An 18,995-nucleotide genomic window follows, 5' to 3' on the forward strand; every position below is an offset into this window, starting at 1 on the left:
GCAGGAGACACCGACCATGCAAACCGTAGACACCCTCGTGATTGGCGCAGGCATTGCCGGAGCCTCCGTGGCCTGGCAACTGGTACAGCCCGGCGCCGCCGGGCAGGGCGCCAGCGTGCTGCTGCTGGAGCGCGAATCGCAGCCCGGCTACCACACCACCGGCCGCTCGGCAGCCCTCTACATGGCCACCTACGGCACACCCAACATCCAGGCGCTGACCCGTGCCAGCCGCGCCTTCTACGATGCGCCGCCGCCCGAGTTTGGCGGCGACCCCATCCTGTCGCCCCGGGGCGTGGTCTATGTGGCCGGGCCGGACCAGCTGGACCTGCTGAAACAGACCTACGAGGAAGCGCATGCCACTTCGCCCAATGTGCGGTGGGTGGCGCGGGACGAGCTGCTGGCGATGCTGCCCTGCCTGAAACCCGAGGCCGTGGCCGCCGGCATGAGCGAGCCCGAGGCGGCGGACATCGACGTGAATGCGCTGCACCAGGGCTATCTGCGTGGCCTGCGCCAGCGCGGCGGCCAGGTGCTGACGAATGCCGAGGTAACAGCCGTGCACCGCGAAGGCGGTGTGTGGCAGGTGACGCTGGCCGATGGGCGGGTGTTTGCGGCGGGCACGCTTGTCAACGCGGCGGGCGCCTGGGCCGACGTGGTGGCGGGCCTGGCGGGCGTGCCGCCCATCGGGCTGGAGCCACGCCGCCGCACGGCGTTCACCTTCCCCGTGCCCGAGGGCATGGACGCCACGCACTGGCCGGCCGTCGTGGGGGTGGACGAGAGTTTTTACTTCAAGCCCGACGCGGGGCAGCTGCTGGGCTCACCGGCCAATGCCGACCCGACGCACCCGCATGACGTGGTGCCCGAAGAGCTGGACGTGGCCACCGGGATCTATCACATCGAGGAGATGACCACCTTCCAGATCCGCCGCCCATCGCACACCTGGGCCGGGCTGCGCTCGTTTGTGCCGGACGGCGACATGGTGATCGGCTGGGACAACCATGTGCCCGGCTTCTTCTGGCTGGCGGGGCAGGGCGGGTATGGGATCCAGAGTGCGGCGGGGGCGTCGTTGCTGGCGCGGCAGCTGTTGCGGGGCGAGCCACTGGCCGAAGAACTGGTGCGCGAGGGGGTGGGGGTCGAGGGGCTATCGCCTGCGCGTTTGCGGTAAGGGCGCAGCAACGAAATCGGTGGGGGCGTTCAGGCGAAGGTGTTGACCTGCGTGCCCAGCGTTCCGCTGGTGGCCAGCGCGGGCTGGGGCAGGGCCTCCAGCAGGGTGGTGGCCGCCACTTCCTGGATGTCCATGGCTTGCTTGAGCACGGCCATGTTCACGGCGTCCGAGGTCTTGGCGCTGGCCAGGGCGGTAGCGGTGTTGATGAGGCTGTTGGTCAGTGCGACGTCCATGGCAAGGCTTCCTCCTGAAGGCGATGGGTGGTTATCGGCACTTGCCAGCAGATCTTGAGCGGCATTGCCGAAGGTGTTCGCCAGCGGGACCTGGTCGGAGCTACTCCAGCGCGTCAACGCCGATGGCCGGGCAGCTCGACAGGTCGGATTCACGCGCCGTGGGCAGCTGCCGGGCAGCGTCCCGCAAGGCGGAGCGCAGGCCTTCTTCTAGTGTGGGGTGGTAGAAGGGCATGCCCAGCAGATCGTGCACGCTGAGCCGCTGCTGGACGGCGAGCGCCAGCAGGTGTGCCATGTGCTCGGCCTCGGGGGCGCACATCTCGGCGCCCAGCAGGCGGCCTGTGCTGCGGTCGGCATGCACGCACAAGCGCCCCTCGTTGCGCTGCGCCGTCCGCGCTCGGCCCTGCTGCGCGAAATCCACAGTGCCCGTCACCACGGCATCGGCGCTGTCCAGGTCGGCGCGCGGCTGGCCCACCACGGCAATCTGCGGATCGGAGAAAACCACCGACAGCGGTGTGCGGCGCTGAAACTTGGTGGCGTTGTCGGCCAGCGCGTTCATGCCTGCAATATGGCCTTCATCGGCAGCCTCATGGAGCAGCGGCGTCTTGCCATTGGCGTCGCCGGCCAGAAATACGGGCAGGTCGCCGATCTGCAGGGTGCCCCGGTCCACCTGCGGCATGCCGCGCTTGTCCAGCGGTACGCCCAGGGTGTCCAGCCCCAGAAACTGGACGTTGGGCACGCGGCCCATGGCGGCGATGACCTGGTCCACCACCACACGGTGCGAGCCGCTGCGCACCTCGATGCCCCCGGCCACCTCGCGCAACTCTGCCGAGGCATCGGTGTGCAGCACCATCTCCTTCTTCAATACTTCAATCTGCAGCGCATTCAGCGCGGGGTCCTTCAGGCCGCCCACGGTGTCGCCCCGGGTGAAGGCGGCCACCTGCAGCCCCAGGCGGGCCAGGGCCTGCGACAGCTCCACCCCAATCGGGCCCATGCCGATCACTGCGATGCGGGGGCCGAGCGTGGGCTGTTCGAACAGCGTGTCGGTGGTGAGCATGCGGTCGCCAAAGGCCAGCCATTCTTCCGGCACGACGGGGCGGGACCCGGTCGCCAGGATGATGCTGCGCGTGTCATACGCCGTGCCGTCAATGTCCACGCGGTTTGGGCCCAGCAATGTGGCCCGGCCCTTGCGGCGGGCGGGCCCGAGGTTGTCGGTGGCCTTGAGCACTCCGGCCACGAAGTCGTCCCGCAGCGTGCGCACCCGCTGAAGCACGGCGGGGATGTCGGCAGACAATGCCTCGGCGCCGCGCAGGCCGAACTCTTCAAACGTGTGGCGCCGATGAAAGGCGTTGGCGGCCTCGATCAGTGCCTTGGAAGGCATGCAGCCCACGCGCGCGCAGGTGGTGCCCCAGGGGCCTTCGTTCACGATGAGGTAGCGGCTGGTGCGCTTGCGCACCTCGCGCAGAGCCGCGAGGCCTGCCGTGCCTGCGCCGATGATGATGGTGTCGAGCTCCTGGCTCATAAGTGTCTCCTCGGTGGTCGCACCGTGTCGCGAACGTTCAGTGTGGCGGAACAGCGGCCGCAGGCGTGTAGGCGCAGGACCAGTGTTGCCTCGCTTGCCCGACCCTCCAACGCTGGCGCAGGCCCTGCATCTCCATCACATCCAGCCGACCCGGCCCTGGCCGCCATCGTTGATGCGCGCCACGAAGTCCGGCGTCTGCGCCTCGGGCAGGCGCATCTGCAGGGTGACCAGCGTGCCGTGTGACACGGTGAGCAGCTCTGCGCCCGATGACTCGATCTCGCGGCGAAGCAGACCTTCGAGCGCATAGGGCACCTGGCATTGCAGTGTGGCCATGCGCTGCAACGCCACCTTGGGCGCCGCGAGCAGCGCCTGGGCCACGGTGTCGGTGTAGGCCCGCACCAGCCCGCCCGCACCCAGCTTCACGCCGCCGAAGTAGCGAACCACCGTGGCGAGCACGCCTTCCAGGTCCTGGTGGCGCAACACCTCCAGCATGGGGCGGCCCGCAGTGCCGCCCGGCTCGCCATCGTCCACCGCAGCCGACTGGCCGCCCGCCATCAGCGCCCAGCAGATGTGCGCGGCACCCGGGTGCTGCTTCCAGAGCGCGTCCACGGCCGCCTGGGCACTGGCCCGGTCGGCCATGGGCTGCACGCAGCCGATGAAGCGGCTTTTCTTGATGAGGAGTTCGCTGTGTGCCTGTGCAGCCAGGGTGTAGGGCATGGGGCGCAAAGTGTACGGCGCGCGCCGTGATGAACCTCACGGCGGCGCGATGGGCTGGGTCGGGCAGACGCCCGATGAGGCCGGATGCGGTGGGAGTGCTTTCGGATTGCTTGGTAATGCTGTTGTTTCGTGCGTTCTGTCACACCTGCATTCAGCGCGCTTTCCTACACTGATCCACCCAAGCACGGGTCTACGCTCGCGCTATCGTTTCGAAAGCACCCGCACAGCCCCCCGGCCAGCGCAAAGGACTCCGCCATGTTCGCCACCCCGTTCACCGCCCCCCTGCACCAAGCCCTTGCCACCCATGTGTTTGGGCGCTTCATGCCAGCGCGGACGGCCGCCGCAGCCGGACAGGGCGAGGCGGCGGCACCCGTGCCCATGGCAGCGCCTGCGCATGGCACCCCCAATGCCGCGCCCGACGACGATGCGTGGCCAGACCTGGCCCAGCGGGTGCGCGATGTGGGTGAGTGGTAGCAGCTGCGCAGAGTTCTTGAGCGTGGGGGCCTGAACGCCGTGTGGGGCTGCTCACGCAGGGAGCGTGCAGCGTCCACACCCATTCGACCCAGACCGGTGCGGCATGGCGCCATTCACAGTTTCAGCTCCCACGTCTCGCCCACCAACTGTTGTCCAAAGCCCTCATAAGGCTCGGACGCCTTGAGCACAAACCCTCGCTTGGCATAGATGGCGCGGGCCGCCACCAGGCAGCTGTTGGTCCAAAGCACCATTTTTTTGTAACCTTTGGCACGCGCAAACGCGATGCATTCGTCGGTCAGCCGCGCACCCAGCCCCAGCCCCCGGGCCTGGGGCGCAAGGATCAGCATGCGCAGTTGGGCCGTGGTGGGGGACTTGCGCACCACAAAGATGGCACCCACGCGCTCGCCGTCCAGCTCGGCCACCCAGCCGCGCTCCCACGCCGGCTGAAACTTGCGCACGAACTGCGCCGCAATGTCGGCCACCAGCGCTTCAAAGCGGCTGTCCCATCCATATTCACGCCAATAGATTTCGCCGTGCTGCTGCACCACCCAGCCGATGTCGCCCGGCACGGGATCGCGCAACACGGCCACGCGGGGCAGGGGGTGATCCGCCGGTGGAGACAGCAGCGATTCGATCCGCCCCATCGCATCCACCAGTTGCTGCTGGCGCGCGGGCGGCAGCGGGGCGAGCAGGGCGGCGGCTTCGTCGCGTGAGCGTTGCTCCAGGGGCTCGAACACAACGCGCCCGGCATCCGTCAGCGTCAGCACGCTTTGCCGCGCGTCCCGTGCACTGGTGCTGCGGCTGATCCAGCCTGCCTGCTCGAAGCGGCGCAGGATGCGGCTCATGTAGCCCCCGTCCAAGCCCAGATCGCGCGCCAGTTCGCTGGCCACCGGTGCCTCGCGGTGGGCCAGCTCGTACAACACGCGCACATCGGTCAGCGACAGATCGCTGCCCAGGTACGGGTCCAGCACGCCGATGCGCCGGGTGAAAAAGCGGTTGAACCGGCGCACCGCTTTCACGGCAGCGGTGGGGAGGGGGTTGCTCGGGGTGTCTGTCATGGCTGTCTTTGTCACTTAATTAATTGACAAAGGCAAGTATATGTCCGGCGTCCATCCAACCTTGGCTGGGAGTCTGCGCGGTAGAAGGCATCGAAGCGAAACGTGCGAGAGCGGTTTCTCGTGCGTTCCAGCCGATGGGCCTTCTGCCACGCAGACTCCGAGCCCGCCCGCCGTGGACGGGCGCCAGCCATTCGGGAGCCTGCCATGCCTGCCGCTCAGTGTCTTCGTCAGATGTTTCGTCCATGGATCGTGTGGGCGCTCACCGTGTTCAGCGCCATGGCCGCCGTGGCGCAGGGGGTGAACACCCCTGCCGTGGTGCCCGGCCTTCGGCCCGCCGTGCCACCCGCCTCCGCGCCCGTGCCCCCACCGGCCGCCACGCCTGCCCAGACCCCGCCGGCCCCGGCCAGCCAGACTCCTGCGCAGACGCCGGAGCCTCCGCCCGCGCAGTCCCCGTCCGAAACCCCTGCCGCCCCTGCGCCCCTGCCGCCGTCACGCGGCTGACAGCGCCTGCCGGGCGGCAAAAGCCGGACTTATTGCACGGTGGCCCACGGCGCGGCCGGGCTGCATCTTCCCGTTCCGCCCGTTTTCTCCTATCGTTCGCGGTTTCGGCCCGCGCGGCTGCGCGCCGGGCTTTCTTTCAACGCCGCCAAACGCCATAGAGCCATTGCCGGGAGGGCACCATGAATCTGATAGAGCGCGCCAAGAACATCCTTTTGCAGCCCCGGCCCACCTGGGCCGCCATCGACGCGGAGCCTGCCGACGTCGCATCCCTGTACACAAACTACGCCATGGTGCTGGCCGCGATCCCTGCGGTCTGCGGCTTCATCGGCCTGTCGCTGATCGGCTTCAGCGCCTTCGGCGTCTCGGTGCGCGTGCCCCTGGTGGCGGGGGTGGTCAACATGGTGCTGTCGTATGTGCTCAGCCTCGTGGGCATTTTTGTGCTGGGGCTCATCATCGACGCGCTGGCGCCCACGTTTGGCGGCCACAAGAGCCCCATCCAGGCGCAGAAAGTGGCGGTGTACGCCAGCACGGCGGCCCTGGTGGGGGGCGTGTTCAGTTTGCTGCCCGCGCTGTCCATGCTGGCGCTGCTGGCGGCGCTGTATTCGGTGTATCTGCTGTACACCGGCCTGCCGGTGCTGATGAAGAGTGCCTCCGAGAAATCGGCGGCCTACACGGCGGTGGTGGTGGTTGCGGCCATCGTGGTGGGCGTGGTCATGGCCATGGTCAGCTCGCTGTTCATGCCCGGCAGCGCCGCCATGCTGGGTGCGGCAGGCGCGCCGGCCGTCACCATGAACACGCCCGGCGGCGCCGTGTCCATCGACACCGCGAAGCTGGAGGCTGCCGGCAAGAAGATGGAAGAAGCCGCCCGCCAGATGGAACAGGCGCAGAAGAGCCAGGACCCCGCCGCCATGGCCGCGGCCACGGGCAACGCTGCGGCCGCGGCCGCCGGTGTGCTGGGCGGTGGTCAGGCCGTGGCGGCGCAAAGCCTGAAGGCCGCGCTGCCGCAGGCCCTGTCGGGGCTGCAGCGCACGTCGCTGAACGTGCAGGACGGAGCGGCCCTGGGGCTGCCCACCAGCCAGGCCAGCGCCGAGTACGGCGACGGCAGCAAGCAGGTGCGCCTGGAGATCATCGACATCGGCGGCCTGGGCCAGATGGCCGTGATGGCCATGGGCATGGCGCAGGGCGAGAAAGAAGACGCCACCAGTGCCGAGAAGACCTGGCAGGAGAGCGGCCGCATGCTGCACCAGCGCCACGAGAAGGACGGCAGCCATGCCGAGTTCAAGACCGTGCTCAAGAACGGCGTGGTGGTGAGCATTGAGGGCGACAACCTGTCCGTGAAAGACCTGCGCGCGTATCTGGCGCAGGTCGACCTCAATGCGCTGGAGGCGCTGCAGCGCAAGGGCAAGTCCTGAGGGGCCTGCCCGCACCGTGCGCCGCGACCCTGGGACGCCGTGGTGCGCAGTGCGTGCAAGGCAGCTTCAGATCCGTCGAAACGGGCTGCTTTACAAAAAATGATAGCGGCAAGCGCTTTATGGATAAGCGCTCAAGGCCAAATTGACCGAAAATTCATAGGCGGAATGCACCCGTCTGGCGTCTGAGCGGCGCGATCTCCGTCCCAGCCCAGCCCGGCGCCCCAACGCTCAGGCGCGCGGAAACGTCACCACATGGTCCACCTGCGCGCGGATGCCGATCCACTCGCCCAGCGCATGGTCGTGGTGGCTGGGCACATGGGCCAGCACCGTGTGGCCGCTGGCCAGGCGCAGGGTGTACAAAAACTCCGAGCCCCGGAACGACTTGCGCACGATCTGCGCCTGCACCGGCGCATGGTCGTCGTGCACGATGTCGTCGGCGCGCAGCAGCACATCGCATTCGCCGCCGGGGTAGCTGCCGGGCAGGGGGCACTCGTCCAGGTCGGTCAGCTCGCCCAGCGGGGTCTGGGCCACCACGTTGTCGCCGCGCTGCACGAGCGTGGCGGGCGCAAACACGCCGTGGCCGATGAAGTCGGCCACAAAGCGCGTGGTGGGGCGGTGGTACAGCGTGTACGCGTCGTCCCACTGGTGTAGCTGGCCCTCATGCATCACGCCGATCACGTCGCCGATCGCAAACGCCTCGAACTGGTCGTGCGTCACGAACAGCGCCGTGGCGCCCGCGGCCTTGAGGATGCCGCGCACCTCGTGCGCAAGCCGCTCGCGCAGGTCGACGTCGAGGTTGGAAAAGGGCTCGTCCAGCAGCATGAGCTGCGGGCGGGGCGCCAGGGCGCGCGCCAGCGCCACGCGCTGCTGCTGGCCGCCCGACAGCTCGTGCGGGAAGCGGTGCTCGCTGCCCTCCAGCCCCACGAGCTTGAGCACCTCGGCCACGCGTGCCGCCTGCTCGGCGCGGGGCAGCTGGTGAATGCCAAAGGCCACGTTGCGGCCCACGGACAGGTGCGGGAACAGCGCGTAGTCCTGAAACACCATGCCGATGCGCCGCAGCTCGGGCGGCACGCTCAGGGTGGCGCTGCCGACCACGCTTTTGGTCAGGCGGATCTCGCCGCCCGTCACCGGCTCCAGGCCCGCCACCGCGCGCAGCAGCGTCGTCTTGCCGCAGCCCGAAGGGCCGATCAGCACGCCGATATCACCGGCCTTCAGGGCCAGCGTGACGCCTTGCACGGCGGCCTGCGCGCGGCCCGCATAGCGCACTTCGAGTTGGGAGACCTCAAGAAACATCCCGGGATTTTAGGCGGTGGCGAATGCTTAAAATTCGCATTTGCATTCCTGCGCGTTGCCTTCTGCAGCAGATTCCTGGCGACCGGTGGTCCCTTCACTTTCCTTGAGCCGTCCCCCTTGCGCCCCACGCCCCGATTCGCTTTTCGCTCGGTCCCGTTGATCCTGTTTGCGGGTTTTCTGGCATTGCCCGTGCTCGCCGTGCTCGCGTCCTGGCTGCCCGTGGGGCCGGGCGACGAGCAGGCGGGCGCCATCCTGCGCGAGATGGCTGCCACGGTGCTGCCCGGCTATGTGGGGACCACACTGTGGCTGAGCCTGCTGGTGGGGCTGGGCGCGGCGGTCGTCGGCATGGGCACGGCTGCGGCGGTCACCCTGTTCGACTTTCCGGGGCGCCGCACCTTCGAATGGCTGCTGCTCCTGCCGCTGGCCATGCCGGCCTACGTGACGGCTTATGCCTATACCGACTTCCTGCAGTTCAGCGGCCCGCTGCAGGTGGGCCTGCGCAATACCTTCGGCCTGGAAGGCCGGCTGCTGCCCGAGGTGCGCAGCCTGGGCGGCGCCGTGTGGGTGTTCATCTTTTCGCTCTACCCCTATGTGTACCTGCTGGCCCGCACCGCCCTGGGCGAGCGTGCTGCCCACCTCATGGAGGCCGCGCGGCTGCTGGGCGCGCCCCTGCCGCGGCGCATCCGCGCCGTGGCCTTGCCGCTGGCACGCCCGGCCGTGGCCGCCGGCGTGGCGCTGGTGCTGATGGAAACCATGGCCGACTTCGGCGTGGCCAGCTACTTTGGCATCCAGACCTTCACCACGGGCATCTACAAGGCCTGGCTGTCCATGGACAACCGCATCGCCGCCGCGCAGCTGGCCACCATGCTGCTCTTCGTGGTGATGGTGCTGCTGCACCTGGAACAGCGCGCGCAAAAGCGCATGCGCTTTGCCGCCAAGGGCGGGCGTGCGGGCTCGGCCGAAGCGCAGCCGCTGGCCCTGCACGGCGCACGCCGCTGGGCCGCCTGGGCCGTGTGCACGCTGCCCGTGCTCATGGGATTCGTGGCGCCGGTGCTGTTCATGCTGCGCCCGCTGGCGGCCGACTGGTCGGTGCTGCCCTGGGAGCGCTTCATGGAATGGGCCTGGCACAGCGTGCGCCTGGGTGGCATCACGGCCGCGCTGGCGGTGGCCATCGCCCTGGCCCTGGCCTTTGCGGTGCGCCGCCAGCCCGACACCGTGACCCGCGGCGTGGTGCAGCTGGCCAGCGTGGGCTATGCCGTGCCGGGCGCCGTCATCGTGGTGGGCCTGCTGCTGCCCGTGGGCTGGCTGCAGGCCGCCATGCCGCAGTGGGGCGTGGGTGCGCTGGTCACTGCCACGGCGTTCGGCATCGTGTGGGCCTATCTCGTGCGCTTTTGCGCCGTGGCCCTGCAGTCCATGCAAAGCGGCTATGCGCGCATTCCGCCGAGCCTGGATGACTCCGCCCGCATGCTCGGCATCGGCAGCCCGGGCCTGCTGGCGCGGGTGCACTGGCCGCTGCTCAAGCGCTCCACCGCTGCCGCCGCGCTGCTGGTGTTTGTGGACGTGATGAAGGAGCTGCCGGCCACCATGGTGCTGCGCCCCTTCAACAGCGACACCCTGGCCGTGGTGGCCTACCAGCTGGCGCGCGACGAACGGCTGGGCGAGGCAGCGCTGCCGTCGCTGGCGCTGGTGGCCGTGGGGCTGGTGCCGGTGATCCTGCTAAGCCGCACGCTGCGCAGCCGGGGCTGAAGGCTTCTTCACTTCGCGCAGCTTCAGCCCCAGCCTGCGCCACCCCATCACCACGCCGGTCACGCTCATCACCGCGCCGCCCAGGCTCAGCACGATGAGCAGCGCATCCCACAGCGGCCTGCGTTCCAGCAGGGGCAGCCAGTCCCAGCTGTACAGCATGGCGAACAGCCAGCGGCTGGTGCGGCGGTGGCTGTCGGTGCGGCCCAGCACGGCGCCGGTGTGGGGGTCGATGTGCACCCAGGTGGCGTGGGGGTCGTCAAACACCACGCGCAGGGCAGGCAATGGCTTTTCGGCGCCGCCGGTCATGGTGTGGGCGGCGCGGTCGTAGTAGTGCAGGTCGTAGGCGGTGAGGGTTTCGGTGCGCACCACGGCGTGGGGCAGCAAGTGGGTGGATGCCTGGGCCAACGCGCCGGCGGGCCAGTGGTGCGGGGCTGCGGTGGTCGCACTCAGCACGGCGGGCGCGCCACCCGGACTGTGCGCCAACACGAGGGTGTAGCCAGCGCTGCGCACCCAGCGCAGTTCGCGCGTGTTGGGGGATGCGGCCGATAGCAGGGCCTGCAGGGGGGCGGCCTGCGCGGGTATCTCCAGCGGGCCGCCGTTCATGGCCAGCTGGCGCAGGGGTGCGGCGCCGCTGTCAAAAATCTTCCAGGGGTTCATGGACATGAGACCACTGAAGATCCAGGTGAAGGTGATGGCCGCGAACACCAGCCCGAACACGTGGTGCCAGCGCATCATGAAGCCCCGGTAAGGTGTGCGCGAGCCCGTCTTGTACCGCCCCTTGAAGCGCCAGCGCAGCACGCCCACCACCGTGCCCGTCACCGTGAGCGCGATGCCCGCGATGGACAGCCAGTTGACGATGTCCGTCCAGTAGGCATTGAAGGCATTGCCCCGGAAGGGGTAGAGCCAGTGGATCCAGGCGCCCGCGTAGTTCCACGCGCGCTCGTGCAGCGGTGCATCGCGCACCACCTCGCCCGTGGTGCCCGACACGTAGACCACGGTGCCTGCGCCGTCGCCCAGGTGCAGGCGGTGCAGGGGGCGGTGCACATCCAGCGCGCGCGAGTGGGTGAAGGCGTCTTCGTCGATCGTGCCCTGGTAGTCGATGGCGGCATCGGGCTGCTGCGCAAAGGCGCGGGCCGAGGCGATGGCGTGCGCGGCGTCCACCTGCTGCAGCCGCTCGCCTGTAAGGGCGTCGATGACCGCAGGCGCCGGTGCCCTGCGCGGGCGTGGCGCGGCATTGTCCTTGGGGGCGGCCGGAACCACCAGGTACACGGCGCGGCCACCGCTGGCCACGGCCAGCCGCAGGTCCTGCAGCAGCCCCGCCAGGCCCGCGCGCTGCAAGGCTTCCGCAGGCTCCAGCACGCGCTCGGGGCCGAGCAGTGCGGTGCGCAACGGCGGCAGGTGGGCCAGGCGCTCGGCCTGCGTGAGCTTGGGGTAGCCCACGTACATCATCACCACGCCCGAGACGAACCACATGGCGAAAAAGGCGCACAGCAGCACGCCCAGCCAGCGGTGGATGAGATACAGCCAGCGTTTGGCGTGTGGCATGTCGGGTGCTCCGCCGGGGTCAGAACGCGGTGTGCAGCGTCACATCCAGCGTGCGCGGAGCGCCCAGGTAGACCTGGTCGCGCGTCTCGGCCGCGTAGATGCGGTCGGTGGCGTTGCGCACGCGGGTGGTGAGCGTGGTGGTCTTGTTGACCTTCCACGCCAGGCCCAGGTCCAGCAGGGTGTACGACGGCCAGAACTTGGTGTTGGCCGCGTTGCCATACACCTTGCCCACATGGCGCACGCCCGCGCTGGCCGTGACGGTGGGCGTGACGGCGTACGAGGCCCACAGGTTGGCCACCCGCTGCGGCACCAGCTGGGGCACGTTGCCCGCGCGCGAGACGCCGCCCTGCACGAAGTTCTCATACCGCGCGCGGATCAGAGACAGATTGCCCTGCAGTTGCCATTGCGGCGTGGGGCGTATGCCCGCCGACAGCTCGATGCCCTTGGACGATTGCTCACCCACCAGCACCGTGAGGTTGGGGTTGGACGGGTCTTGCGAGGCGATGTTCTTGCGGCGGATGTCAAACGCGGCCACCGTGGCGCTGCCCTTGCCGTCCCAGAAGTCGAACTTGCTGCCCACCTCGACCTGGCGCCCCGTGGTCAGGTCGCTGTTGTTGCGCACATCGGCAAACGAGGCCGAGGCCAGCGAGCCCGAGGGTGGGTCGGCCGCGTTGGAGGCCTGCGCATACAGGTTGGCGCCGGGCGCAATGTCCCACACCACGCCCAGGCGGCCGGTGGTGGGGTGGTAGCTGCGGCTGAAGGTGGCGGGCGCGGTGGCTGTCACGGCGCGGCGGTTCACCAAATCGAGCTTGATGCGCTCATGCCGCAGCGCGGTGATCAGGCTCAGGCCGGAAGCGACCCGGGTGCGGTTCTCCAGATACAGCGCGGTGTTGCGGATCTTGTTGTCCTTGTCGGGGTTCAGGGCGGGCGACATGCCGGGAATGTCGAAGAAGTTCTCGGGGGTGAAGTGGTACGGGTTGACCGTGCTCACGGTGACCGAGGGGCCGAACGGGAAGCGCGTCTGCTGATTCACGCTCACGTCCAGGCCAAAGGCCCAGTCGCTCTTTCGGCCTGCCAGTTGACCCTGGTAGGTGCCTTCGAGGCGGTCGCCCACCAGCTGTTGGTCGTGGCGTTGCAACAGCGGCGATGTGCGCGTGATCGCTGTGTTGGTGGCATTGAAGGTGTAGGTCTCCACGTTGCGGTAGTCGCGCAGGGCGTCGTACACGTAGAACGTGTTCTTCAGTTGCAGTGCATCCGACACACGCCATTGCGCCACCGAGCGCAGCCACTGCACGCGGTGCTCGTACATGCCGTCGGCGCTGTTGTAGTTCTTGAAGCGTGTGGCGGGGTCGATCTGCAGCGCGCCCACGGCGGGGTTCAGCACCGGCGTGCCCCAGTAGGGGCGGTCCACATGGTCTTTCTGGTACTCGTAGGCCAGCGTGTGGCTGAACCCGCCGCCCAGGTCTGACAGCAGCGAGGTGGCGAGCTGGGTGGACTGCGTCTTGGTGCCTTCGGTCCAGCTGCCTGCGTTGCGGTGGTTGAGGTCGATGCGTGCATAGTGGGCCGGGCCTGCGCCACCATCGCCGCCCGCGATGCGGCGGTTCAGGCCCACCGACACTTCCTTCAGGTCGTAGGAGCCCAGACGCAGCTGGCCTTCGGCAAAGTCGCTGCGCTCGGCCGTCTTGGTGATGTAGTTGATCGAGCCGCCCACGCCGCCCGATCCATACAAAAAGCTTGAGGCACCGCCGATGGCTTCGACACGGTCATAGATCCAGGCATCGACCGCGCGCGTGGCGCTGCCGTACTGCGGATTGATGCCGTTGTAGAGCTGCGCCACGGAGTTGGACGTGAAGCCCCGGTACTGCGCGGCCATCGAACCCGGCGCGTTGTGCGCCACCACGCCGGGCACGGCGCGCAGGATCTCCTGCGTGTCCTGCGCACCGCGTGCGTCGATGGTGGCGCGGTCCACCACCGTGACGGAGGCGGGGTTCTCGCGCACCGTCAGGCCCAGGCGGCTGCCGGTGTCCACGGGGGTGTCCAGGCTGAGCTTGCCGTTGGGGGATGCGGCGGAGTCCACCACATCCACGGCTTGCAACGTGGGCGCCGAGGTGGTCTGTGCTTGGGCAGGCACGGTGGCCAGCGCACAGGTGGCAAGCACCCCCAGGCACAGGGGCGACAGAGGCAGGCGCGGGAGAGCCGCAGCGCGGCGCGAAGCAAAGGAGATACGGGACATGAAAACGCTCTTGTCTTGAAGCGACAGCGCAGTGGCCCTGTGTGCGTCAATTCAACTCAACACATCGGGCAAGGCAGCGCTGTCAGGGAAACCAACGGAACACGAAAGCGCAGCACCCGCCCACCAGGTCCGGGCGCTGCGAGGGGTTTCAGTTCAAGAGCGTGTGGGCGGGCCGCGCGCCGGCAGTGGGGCGGCCGTGGCGGCCGCGATGCGCGCGGCCTCGACGGGCTGCAGCGCATGGGCCAGGGGATGGGGTGGCAGCACGGCGGCTGCCGGTGCGGGCGGCGGTGCGCCGGGGGTGGCGCACAAAGGGCAGTCCATGCCCATGGCGCCCATCTCCACCGTGCCCTCGTCGGTCTGCACCAGCAGCTTGATGGCGCCGGTGCCCGAGCAGATCACCTCGAAGGATTGCGGGTTCACCAGCGGTGACGCAATCGCGACCCCCATCGACACCACGAACCATGCCAGCACCCACAGGCGCAGCGCAGCAAAGGTTCGTCGGGGGGCGGTCATGGGGCGCGATGATAGCCGCCCCGTCATCCAGGGGGCAGCCCGTCAGGATGTGCTGATATAAAAATGATAGCTGCCAGCGCTTATTGGATAAGCGCTGGAGGCCAATTTCATTCATATTCCAGACGAGCGTGGCCTGCTGGGTGTGGCGCATCAAGCCTGCGTATACGCGGTTTTCACCGTGGTGTAGAACTCCGCCGCGTAGCGCCCCTGCTCGCGCGGGCCGTAGCTGCTGGCCTTGCGGCCGCCAAACGGCACGTGGTAGTCCACGCCGGCCGTGGGCAGGTTCACCATCACCATGCCGGCCTGGGCGTGGCGTTTGAAGTGGGTGGCGTGCTTGAGGCTGGTGGTGGCGATGCCGCTGGCCAGGCCGAAGGGCGTGTCATTGGCCAGGGCCAGCGCTTCGTCGTAGTTCTTCACGCGCTGCACGCTCACCACCGGGCCGAAGATCTCTTCGCGGTTGATGCGCATGCCGGGCGTGGTCTCGGTGAACAGGGCGGGGCGCAGGTAGAAGCCGGGCGCGCCGTCGGCGTTCTTCTCCAGGGCCTCGCCGCCGAAGGCGAGCTTGGCGCCTTCCTGCTGGCCGATGGCGATGTATTCCAGGTCCTGTGCCAGTTGGCGGTCGTCCACCACGGGGCCGATGTCGGTGCCGGCCTTGCGCGCGTCATCCACCTTCAGGGTCTTCATCTTCTCGACCATGGCGGCCACGAACCGGTCGTGGATGCCTTCGGTCACGATCACGCGGCTGCTGGCCGTGCAGCGCTGGCCGGTGGAGAAGAAGCCGCTGTTGATGGCCGCGCCCGCGGCCACGTTCAGGTCCGCGTCGTCCAGCACCACAAAGGGGTTCTTGCCCCCCATCTCCAGCTGCACCTTGGCGCCGCGCTGTACGCAGGCCGCCGCCACACGCTGGCCCGTGCCCACCGATCCGGTGAAGCTCACGCCCGCAATGCGTTCGTCTTCGAGCAGCACGGCACCCACTTCGGCGCCGCGGCCCATCACCAGGTTGAACACGCCAGCCGGCAGGCCCGCGCGGTGCAGGATGTCGGCCAGCGCCCAGGCGGAGCCGGGCACCACCTCGGCGGGCTTGAACACCACGCAGTTGCCATAAGCCAGGGCCGGGGCGATCTTCCAGGCCGGGATGGCGATGGGGAAGTTCCACGGCGTGATGATGCCGATGGTGCCCAGGGGCTCGCGCGTGATCTCCACGCCCACGCCGGGGCGCACCGAGGGCATCACTTCGCCGCCGGGGCGCAGGGCCTCGCCCGCGAAGAACTTGAAGATGGCGGCCGCGCGGCCCACTTCGCCAATGGCCTCTGGCAGGGTCTTGCCTTCCTCGCGGGCCAGCAGGTCGCCCAGTTCGGCCTTGCGGGCGATGATCTCGTTGCCCACGGCGTCCAGGATGTCAAAACGCTGCTGAGGCGTGGACAGGCTCCAGGCCGGGAAGGCCGCGTGCGCAGCGGCCACGGCGTCAAGCGCTTGCTCGCGGCTCGCCACGGCGTAGTCGCCAATGGCGTCGCGCGTGTCCGACGGATTGGTGTTGCGGTAGGTCTTGGCGCCTTCGGTCCAGGTGCCGTTGATCAGGTTTGCGTGCATGGTGGGCAGGGGGAGATGTTGAGGGGAAGGAAGGATGCGAACTCAAGCCCGGACGGCCGGACGGGCGCTGCGGGCTAGGGGTGGTTCAGAGGGGCGACAAGGCGCAAAGCATTGTTGTATGTCATCGTACAACATAGATCGATGCGAGGCATGCAGGGTTACTACTGATACGACGAGCACCCGGGGCGGGGAGACGCGTTGGGCGTGCGCAGGGGGTTCCGTCGTTCAGCCGGCCTCGGCCTGGGCGCGGCGGCGGCGTTCGCGGCTGTTGGCCAGGTGGGTGCGCATGGCGGCGCGCGCGGCGTCGGGGTCTTGCGCCACGATGGCGTCGTAGATGCTCTCGTGCTCACCATTCACGCGCCGCAGGTACAGGCGGCGTTCTTCGTTCAGGGCGTCGGTGGCATCGAGTCGGGCGCGCGGGATGATCATGCTGCCCAGCGTGCCCATGAGCTCGGCAAAGTGGCTGTTCTGGGTGGCGCGGGCGATCTCCAGGTGAAACTGAAAATCCGCCGCCACCGCGTCGCGCCCCTCGTTCACGGCGGCGGCCACGGCATTCAGCGCCTCGCGCATGGTGGTCAGGTTGGCGTCCGTGCGCCGCTGTGCGGCCAAGGCGGCGGCCTCCGTCTCCACGCCGATGCGCAGTTCCAGCACGGCGATCACGTCGCGCAGCGTGCTGACCTGGTCGGGCGCGATCTTGAAGCCAGGGGCCTGCCCCAGGCCCAGCACAAAGGTGCCGATACCGTGCCGCGTCTCCACCAGGCCCGAGGCCTGCAGCTTGGAGATGGCTTCGCGCACCACGGTGCGGCTCACGTTGAACTCGTCCATGATGGCCGCCTCGGTGGGCAGCTTGGCGCCCAGCGCCAGCCGGCCGTCGCGGATGCGGTCGCCGAGCGACTCGACCAGCTCCAGGGCCAGGGTGCGGGGCTTGCGGCGAAGCAGGGTATCGGTGGTCATTTCTTGGTGTTATCCCTATGTGGCGGCGACGGGCAGACGGGGTACATTGCTGCTCGTTGTACGACAACTGATGACGTGCAACCCGCGCCACTCCACTGTACCAAGAACCATCGTCCTTGCCATGCCCTGTCACCCGACGCCGATCCGATTTCAATGCCTTCTGCTGACCGGCGCCGCCGGCGGGCTGGGGCGCGAGTTGCGCACGCGGCTGAAGGCCTACTGCACCACGCTGCGCCTGTCGGACATGGCGGACCTGGGCGACGCTGCCGAGGGCGAAGAACTGCGCCCCGCGCGCCTGGAAGACGCGGGTGCCATGCACTCGCTGCTGGAGGCGGTGGACGCGGTGGTGCACCTGGGCGGCGTGTCCACCGAACAACCCTGGGACCCGATCCTGCAGGCCAACATCGTGGGTGCCTACAACCTGTACGAAGCCGCGCGCAAGCAAGGCGTGAAGCGCGTGGTGTTTGCCAGCTCCAACCACGTCACGGGCTTTTACCGGCAGGACGAAGTGGTGGGCCTCAAGGACCCGGCCCGGCCCGATGGCCTCTATGGGTTGTCCAAGGCTTTTGGCGAAGACCTGTCGCGCTTCTATTTCGACCGCCATGGTATCGAAACCGTGTGCCTGCGCATCGGCTCGTCCTTCCCCGAGCCCAGGAACCGCCGCATGCTGGCCACCTGGATGAGCTATGACGACCTGGAGCGCCTCGTGGTGGCCAGCCTCACCGCGCCGGTGGTGGGCCACAGCATCATCTACGGCATGGGCGACAACACCACCACCTGGTGGGACAACACCCTGGCCCGCCACATCGGCTACCGCCCGCAGGACAGCTCCGAACCCTTCCGCGCCAAGGTGGAAGCCGCCGACCCGCACCCCGACCTGAACGACCCCGCCGTGATCTACCAGGGCGGCCCGTTCGTGCGCACGGGGCCGTTTGATTGACCAGGCGCTTCGGCCCGCCATCGCAGGCCCCCGCTTTCTGCCGCAGTCCACCGTTCTTTCCCGCAAAAACCTTCACAACAACCTGAACCGGAGACACACCGCCATGATCCTTCGCCGATTTGCCCTTGCCGCCAGCGCCGCCGCCGTGGCTGCGCTCACCCTGCTGGCCCCCGCTGCCCAGGCCCAGTCCATGGTGCTCAAGGCGGCCGACGTCCACCCCGCGGGCTATCCCAACGTGGTGGCCGTGGAGAACATGGGCAAGAAGCTCGACGCCGCCACCCAGGGGCGCCTGAAGATCCAGACCTTCCCGGGCGGCGTGCTGGGCGGCGAGAAGGAAATGATTGAGCAGACCCAGTTCGGCGCCATCAACATCCTGCGCACCTCGCTGGGCCCGGTGGGCACGGTGGTGCCCGAGGTGAACGTGTTCAACATGCCGTTCGTGTTCCGCAACCAGGACCACATGCGCGCCGTGATCGACGGCGCCATCGGCGACGAGCTGCTGGCCAAGATCAGCGCATCGCCCGCCAAGTTGGTGGCCATCGGCTGGATGGATGGCGGCTCGCGCAGCCTGTACACCAAGAAGCCCGTGCGCACCCCCGCCGACCTCAAGGGCCAGAAGGTGCGCATGATGGGCAACCCGCTGTTTGTGGACACCATGAACGCCATGGGCGGCAACGGTATCTCGATGGGTTATGGCGAAGTCTTCACCGCGCTGCAGACCGGCGTGGTGGATGGCGCCGAGAACAACGCGCCCAGTTTCTTCACCAGCAACCACTACAACACGGGCGCCAAGTACTACACGCAGACCAACCACCTGATCATCCCCGAGCTGCTGGTGGTGTCCAAGGTGACCTGGGACAAGCTCAGCAAGGACGACCAGGCCCTGCTCAAGAAGTTCGGCCGCGAGGCGCAGATGGAGCAGCGCGCGCTGTGGGACAAGAGCGTGGAGGACTACACGGCCAAGCTCAAGGCGGCCGGGGTGGAGTTCATCACCGTGGACAACAAGCCCTTCTTCGACGCCACGGCCCCCGTGCGTGCCAAGTACGGCGCCAACTACGCTGAGCTGATGAAGCGCATCGAGGCCGTGAAGTAAGCCACGGCCGCA

The 18,995-nt window shown here is 68.4% G+C and carries 17 protein-coding genes; 7 read left to right on the plus strand and 10 right to left on the minus strand.

Features of this window, described 5'->3' with window-relative positions:
- Window positions 1–16: 16 nt before the first annotated feature.
- Window positions 17–1,162, plus strand: a complete 1,146-nt coding sequence (locus ACOQFS_RS15100) for an NAD(P)/FAD-dependent oxidoreductase (protein ID WP_421563647.1) — start codon at window positions 17–19, stop codon at window positions 1,160–1,162.
- A 29-nt stretch (window positions 1,163–1,191) separates the two neighbouring features.
- Here the strand turns inward: ACOQFS_RS15100 and ACOQFS_RS15105 are convergent, their stop codons facing one another.
- The 3 genes from ACOQFS_RS15105 to ACOQFS_RS15115 all read right to left on the minus strand — a co-directional run bounded on the left by ACOQFS_RS15105 (window position 1,192) and on the right by ACOQFS_RS15115 (window position 3,631).
- Window positions 1,192–1,395 (minus strand): YjfB family protein, encoded by a 204-nt coding sequence (locus ACOQFS_RS15105; protein WP_421563648.1) that lies wholly within the window; start codon window positions 1,393–1,395, stop codon window positions 1,192–1,194.
- Window positions 1,396–1,495: 100 nt separating this feature from the next.
- Window positions 1,496–2,914: a dihydrolipoyl dehydrogenase gene (locus ACOQFS_RS15110; protein WP_421563649.1), complete on the minus strand. Its 1,419-nt coding sequence runs from the start codon at window positions 2,912–2,914 to the stop codon at window positions 1,496–1,498.
- 135 nt (window positions 2,915–3,049) lie between these two features.
- Complete coding sequence (locus ACOQFS_RS15115; RefSeq protein ID WP_421563650.1) at window positions 3,050–3,631, minus strand: IMPACT family protein; 582 nt, start codon at window positions 3,629–3,631, stop codon at window positions 3,050–3,052.
- A gap of 255 nt (window positions 3,632–3,886) precedes the next feature.
- Between ACOQFS_RS15115 and ACOQFS_RS15120 the strand changes: the two genes are divergently transcribed.
- Window positions 3,887–4,105 carry a hypothetical protein gene (locus tag ACOQFS_RS15120; protein WP_421563651.1) on the plus strand — a complete coding sequence of 73 codons (219 nt, stop codon included), beginning with the start codon at window positions 3,887–3,889 and terminating at the stop codon, window positions 4,103–4,105.
- A gap of 113 nt (window positions 4,106–4,218) precedes the next feature.
- Here ACOQFS_RS15120 and ACOQFS_RS15125 read toward each other — a convergent pair whose 3' ends face one another.
- Window positions 4,219–5,163: a bifunctional helix-turn-helix transcriptional regulator/GNAT family N-acetyltransferase gene (locus tag ACOQFS_RS15125; RefSeq protein WP_421563652.1), complete on the minus strand. Its 945-nt coding sequence runs from the start codon at window positions 5,161–5,163 to the stop codon at window positions 4,219–4,221.
- A gap of 204 nt (window positions 5,164–5,367) precedes the next feature.
- Between ACOQFS_RS15125 and ACOQFS_RS15130 the strand changes: the two genes are divergently transcribed.
- Window positions 5,368–5,664 (plus strand): hypothetical protein, encoded by a 297-nt coding sequence (locus tag ACOQFS_RS15130; protein ID WP_421563653.1) that lies wholly within the window; start codon window positions 5,368–5,370, stop codon window positions 5,662–5,664.
- A 179-nt stretch (window positions 5,665–5,843) separates the two neighbouring features.
- Entirely contained in the window at window positions 5,844–7,076 is a 1,233-nt protein-coding gene (locus ACOQFS_RS15135) for a Yip1 family protein (protein WP_421563654.1), read from the plus strand.
- A 228-nt stretch (window positions 7,077–7,304) separates the two neighbouring features.
- Here the strand turns inward: ACOQFS_RS15135 and ACOQFS_RS15140 are convergent, their stop codons facing one another.
- The gene (locus ACOQFS_RS15140) at window positions 7,305–8,369 is read right to left on the minus strand and encodes an ABC transporter ATP-binding protein (protein WP_421563655.1); all 1,065 of its coding nucleotides are present in this window, start codon (window positions 8,367–8,369) and stop codon (window positions 7,305–7,307) included.
- A 117-nt stretch (window positions 8,370–8,486) separates the two neighbouring features.
- Between ACOQFS_RS15140 and ACOQFS_RS15145 the strand changes: the two genes are divergently transcribed.
- Window positions 8,487–10,115, plus strand: coding sequence for an ABC transporter permease (locus tag ACOQFS_RS15145; RefSeq protein ID WP_421563656.1), 1,629 nt, complete (start codon window positions 8,487–8,489; stop codon window positions 10,113–10,115).
- On the opposite strand, the gene ACOQFS_RS15150 is transcribed toward ACOQFS_RS15145, so the two are convergent.
- The 5 genes from ACOQFS_RS15150 to ACOQFS_RS15170 all read right to left on the minus strand — a co-directional run bounded on the left by ACOQFS_RS15150 (window position 10,086) and on the right by ACOQFS_RS15170 (window position 16,950).
- Window positions 10,086–11,660 carry a PepSY domain-containing protein gene (locus ACOQFS_RS15150; RefSeq protein ID WP_421563657.1) on the minus strand — a complete coding sequence of 525 codons (1,575 nt, stop codon included), beginning with the start codon at window positions 11,658–11,660 and terminating at the stop codon, window positions 10,086–10,088. The two genes, ACOQFS_RS15145 and ACOQFS_RS15150, sit on opposite strands and share 30 nt — an antisense overlap.
- 19 nt (window positions 11,661–11,679) lie before the next feature.
- Window positions 11,680–13,893: a TonB-dependent receptor gene (locus ACOQFS_RS15155; RefSeq protein ID WP_421563658.1), complete on the minus strand. Its 2,214-nt coding sequence runs from the start codon at window positions 13,891–13,893 to the stop codon at window positions 11,680–11,682.
- Between the two features lie 153 nt (window positions 13,894–14,046).
- On the minus strand, window positions 14,047–14,406 hold the full coding sequence (locus ACOQFS_RS15160; RefSeq protein WP_421563659.1) for a DUF2946 family protein: 360 nt from the start codon (window positions 14,404–14,406) through the stop codon (window positions 14,047–14,049).
- A gap of 150 nt (window positions 14,407–14,556) precedes the next feature.
- Window positions 14,557–15,996 carry an aldehyde dehydrogenase family protein gene (locus ACOQFS_RS15165; protein ID WP_421563660.1) on the minus strand — a complete coding sequence of 480 codons (1,440 nt, stop codon included), beginning with the start codon at window positions 15,994–15,996 and terminating at the stop codon, window positions 14,557–14,559.
- 225 nt (window positions 15,997–16,221) lie between these two features.
- The gene (locus ACOQFS_RS15170; RefSeq protein ID WP_421563661.1) at window positions 16,222–16,950 is read right to left on the minus strand and encodes a FadR/GntR family transcriptional regulator; all 729 of its coding nucleotides are present in this window, start codon (window positions 16,948–16,950) and stop codon (window positions 16,222–16,224) included.
- Window positions 16,951–17,071: 121 nt separating this feature from the next.
- Between ACOQFS_RS15170 and ACOQFS_RS15175 the strand changes: the two genes are divergently transcribed.
- Both ACOQFS_RS15175 and ACOQFS_RS15180 read left to right on the plus strand, forming a co-directional pair.
- Window positions 17,072–17,890, plus strand: coding sequence for an NAD-dependent epimerase/dehydratase family protein (locus tag ACOQFS_RS15175; RefSeq protein WP_421563662.1), 819 nt, complete (start codon window positions 17,072–17,074; stop codon window positions 17,888–17,890).
- 103 nt (window positions 17,891–17,993) lie between these two features.
- Window positions 17,994–18,983 (plus strand): TRAP transporter substrate-binding protein, encoded by a 990-nt coding sequence (locus ACOQFS_RS15180; protein ID WP_421563663.1) that lies wholly within the window; start codon window positions 17,994–17,996, stop codon window positions 18,981–18,983.
- Window positions 18,984–18,995: the final 12 nt, after the last annotated feature.

This window comes from Paracidovorax sp. MALMAid1276 (assembly GCF_049198005.1).
GTDB lineage: Bacteria > Pseudomonadota > Gammaproteobacteria > Burkholderiales > Burkholderiaceae_C > Acidovorax.